This window comes from Mesorhizobium sp. Arg314 (genome assembly GCF_053714275.1).
The window spans coordinates 1-4,368 of sequence record NZ_JBSKBP010000116.1 but is presented as its reverse complement, the minus strand read 5'-3'; the positions used below and the strand labels follow the sequence as shown (position 1 = coordinate 4,368).

Sequence of the window (4,368 nt, the reverse complement as noted above, 5' to 3'; positions counted from 1 at the left end):
GAGACGACGTCCGCCGTGAGCTCGATGAGGGCGTCAGTATTGTCGTCGGCTTCTTCTATCACGGAATGCTCCTGATTTTATGGCTTCTGTGAAGATTATCGTCATTAATGAAGGCAGCCACAGAAGGCAATGAAACTTGCCTCGGATCTCTCCTCAATACCGTCTTCTCAAGGCGCGAGGCGAGCCATACACGCATGAATGGTACATCGCCACCGCTCAAACCTTTCCGCAGGATTGGGCCGGTGAGGCGCTTCGGCTATGGATGGCCAGGTCTTTTCATCAGGAGGGTTTCTTTTTGGCTTTGCAGCAGCCATCGAAAATTACTTGGGCTCGGCACCTATAATGCCCCGATCCTGCCACTCTCCATAGGCTAGTGGCCAACGGAGAAATCTCCAGCTTCATCTGTTCACGAAAAGAGAGGGTCGGCCCAATGAGCAGTGTGGTGCGCGCGGACGCGGCTTCAGTTTCGTCGGCGACGTTTGTACCGCTCGAGAACCCCACCTTTCGTGCGATCTGGCTTGCCGCACAGGTCTCCAGCCTGGGTTGGCTGTTTCAGACCGTCGCTGTCAGCTGGCTGATGGCAACCATTTCGACCTCGGACGTAATGGTCGCCTTGGTGCAGACCTCCACGACCTTGCCCGTATTCATCCTTTCGATCTTCGCCGGGGCCATTGCGGACAATTTCAGCCGCCGCAATGTCATGGCGCTCGGCTGGTGCGTGATTGCGTCCTCCTCGATCATGCTGACTGCTCTCGTCGGACTGGGATTTTACAATCCGTGGATGATCCTCGCCTTCAGCTGCCTGGCCGGATGTGGCGCTGCCTTCACTGATCCGGCCTGGCACGCTTCCGTCGGCGACATTCTGCGAAAGCGCGAAGTTCCGGCCGCGGTCACGCTGATCTCGGTCGGATACAACGCCATGAGAAGCGTCGGTCCGGCGCTCGGCGGCCTCGTTGTCGCCTCCTTCGGACCACTGACGGCTTTCGCCGTGGCTACGCTCACATATTTGGCGATGCTGTGGGCCATAGGGCTTTGCAAATGGAGCGGTCGCTCTTCGCCTCTTCCCCGTGAGCCATTGACCACGGCCATTCATGACGGCGCGCGCTTCACGGCGCTGTCGGGAGAGATCAAGGCGGCGATCGCCCGCGGAACCCTTTTCGGTCTGACGAGCATCTCGATACTGGCGCTGCTGCCACTGGTCGCCCGGGACCAGCTGGGAGGAGGTCCCATCGCCTATGGTGTCCTGGTGGCCGGATTTGGGGCGGGCGCCTTGTGCGCGGGAATGTCCAACAACGCGCTGAGGCGGTCGCTGTCGCAGGAGCGGCTGACGACGCTCGCCTGCATAGCCTGCGCCGCGTGCTGCCTGGCTCTTGCTTTCACGCCTTCGCTGGTGGTGGCGGCTATCGCCCTGACACTGGGCGGTGCGGGCTGGGTAGTCACCTGGACGGGGCTTGACGTCAGCGTGCAGTTGTCGAGCCCACGGTGGGTCGTTGGCCGCACGCTCTCGATCTACTCTGCTCTCTCGTCGGGCGGCGTCGCGGCCGGCAGCTGGCTGTGGGGCCTGGTGGCCGAGAACTATTCGCTCGCCCTGGCGCTGGAAAGCTCAGCTGGTGCTCTGCTATTGGTCGCCGGCACCGGATTGCTGCTGCCGATCCGTCAATGGAAAGAGTCCGACCAGGATTCTCTTGGCTTCGAAACACCACACCTTGCCCTCGACCTGAAATCGAGAAGCGGCCCGATCGTCGTCAAGATCGAATACTCAATATCTGAGCCGAACGTCGAAGCATTCCTGGACCTCATGCGGGACCGACGCCGGGTGCAAAGCCGGGTCGGCGCTCGGCACTGGAACCTCCAGCGCGACCTCCAGGAACCCTCGCATTGGACGGAGACCTTCCGCACCCCGACCTGGATGGACTACCTTCGCCTGAACCATCGCCTCACAGGGGCGGACAAGGAGCTGGAACAGCGCCTCCTCGAGCTGCATGCGGGAGACCCCCCCCGCACCAGGATAGCAATAGAGCGGCCGACCGGGGCGGTTCGTAGGCGGGATCAGCCAGGGAGCCTCTTTTTCCGGCGCTAATCCATTCGGAGCGTCTGCGGGGGGATGGTGCGGCTGACGCATCGAGCATTGGATTCCGCGCTGTAGGAAGTGTCCCCGTCGTTCATCTACCCCCGAAGCGAGGCGGTCGACTTTGTGGAGACGAAGATCATGCCTTCTGCGAGAATAGGCTTCAGAAAGGCCCCAGCACGCTCGGCATCCCTGCCTTCGATGACCTGTTCGACCGATCCTTTCTTGAACTTGTGGTAGAGCTTGCATTTGGGCGTTTGCCACGGGACCGTGAAGTCAATCCATGACGAGTCTCGCCCGTTCATTGGCGCGGGAGAAATCGCATCCCCGCGCTCCCGCAGAACCGTACGTGACACTCTCGCGTCATACGGCTCCCATTGTTCGGCCGCGTGCGAAGAGCAAGGCCCAATGAGCAAGCAGCATCGAGCGCCGATTTGCCGGGCCGGTATCCGTAGGAATCGCTGAGGAATCGAGGTTCCACCAGCCTATGGATAGGAGCAAAGCCGTTCGACATTCCGAAAAGGGAGGTGCGGGAAGCCAATATTTGATCATAGCAGCGTCCGCCTGCTTGACATGGCCCTTGCACCCCGACGTGATCGCCTTCTCCAGCATATATCGCTTGAAAGTCAGTTGCTCGCGCCGGCTCTCTTCGAGCCAAGCGAAGATGGCCTCGTAGGGCAGTTCGACATCAAGATGCTGCCGCTCATCTGGAACAGGCCGGGCAGGTATTGCTGTGGAGCAACCAGGACTACTCGGCATCCGTCCCACCTGCCCGCCATGCGGCCCTCCTCGCCGCCCGTCCGATAACGTTCGAGTTGCCGCGGCATGAAGGGAGCATAGACCTTGTTCTCGATCAGGAACCCGATCCTGGTCCCGCCTAGTTCTTCGCAGACCACTTCGATGTCGGTTCCCGGAAGAGGTCTCAAAGACCGAGTGACGGGCCGAGATAGACGAAAAGGGAGATTCGCGTGCCACGTCTGCCAGGCCGCTTGCCGGCTTTGCATCTTCACTACCAATCAAACCGCCACGCAGGCTCAGCAGGCGATCGTGTTAGCATCATCGGCCTCATCGCACCGGGCTTGGCGCTCACGACAGCTGCGTAGTTGCCATAGGAATTCGAATCCCGGAGGTGCGTGGAAGAACGCCGAGAGGTCCTGCATGCATCAATTCGCCGACGCAGTTTTCGGCCCTGCCAGCCTCAGGATCGCAACCTTCGGCAACTTGTGCCGCCTTGGAAGGTGATCGGGCTCCCAGGAGGGTAAGATCCCATTGCGGGATCGCGTCCAAGCTAGCGGAGAGGGGGGAACGGCAACCTCCGTCCGAGCCGGCGCGGGGGCGTGGCCGGCGGATCTGGTGGACGGTAGCCAGAAGGCTGCGGGTGCCGGCCGTTGGCTTTCCCTGGTCCCCGCGCCAGTCCGGAAGAGCCAGCAAATGCTGGGGGTATAAACCTATCGTCTATCCGCTGTGCGAACGAAGCAGCGCGAGAAGATCGGGCCCGCCTCTCGCGACCGCATTCCCGAACTCGTGGGACAGCGTTGTCGCCGATGGCGACGACCGAGCCTTTCGTCCGCGAGGGTGAGCATCGCCTCAACGGTTTTGCCGACTCCTGGTACCAGTGCTCGACGAATCGCCTCAATCCGTGCGGCCAGACTCGACATGACCCGCGACCGCTGAGCCACTTTCGGCCTGGAGCCGGCAGCTCGTCGCTTTCGCGACGACGTCGAAGAGACGACAGCCGCCAGGAACAAAATTTCCGCCGGCAGGGATTGACTTCCCTTATAGTCAACGTAGAGATATGCCCCTTATAATCAATCGGATCATAACTGGCGCTTTTGCTCGTTCAAATACGGCCGTTTGCTGCCGGAAAGTTATGTATGAGTGGGTCGGGGGATCTTGGGGAGGAAAAGCGCCAGCCGGAGCTTTCACGCTTTGTCATGGGCGAGGTGCGGCGCCTTCTTGCCCACTGCGATGAGGCAAGGCAGCATGAAAAACCTGCTGGTGTGCTCTCGGGTTCTCCTTCCAACGATTTGAATGCCTTGGCTGCCGAATTTCTCGGCAGGCTCGAGGCTGAATCGGCGCTGCGGCTAAACGCCCAGGCGTGTGAGAGCGCTTCGCCATCCCGGCCGTCAGAACGTCCGCTCGGGCATCCGGGTCTGGAAGATTGCCTCAGAGAAGGCGCTCGCATTGCAGAGTGGGCCGGTCCAGTCGCAGGGTCGACGCATTTAGAGAGACGCTTTGGAATACCGCGGTCCACGCTGTATTGGTGGCAGCGGCACAATGATGTGGTTGCCTTTCGCAGA

2 protein-coding genes are annotated in these 4,368 nt (G+C 60.8%); both read left to right on the top strand.

Annotation, left to right across the window (positions count from 1 at the left end; all coding sequences use genetic code 11):
- The first annotated feature begins 430 nt into the window (after positions 1-430).
- The gene (locus ACWGS9_RS34090) at positions 431-2,080 is read left to right on the top strand and encodes an MFS transporter (protein ID WP_454509328.1); all 1,650 of its coding nucleotides are present in this window, start codon (positions 431-433) and stop codon (positions 2,078-2,080) included.
- 1,862 nt (positions 2,081-3,942) lie between these two features.
- A partial coding sequence (locus ACWGS9_RS34085) for an antitoxin Xre/MbcA/ParS-like domain-containing protein (protein WP_454509327.1) occupies positions 3,943-4,368 on the top strand: 426 nt, incomplete at its 3' end.

Bases quoted from the DNA above. Each gene is read 5' to 3' on its own strand.
- ACWGS9_RS34090 (WP_454509328.1), top strand. From the start codon at position 431: ATGAGCAGTGTGGTGCGCGCGGACGCGGCTTCAGTTTCGTCGGCGACG.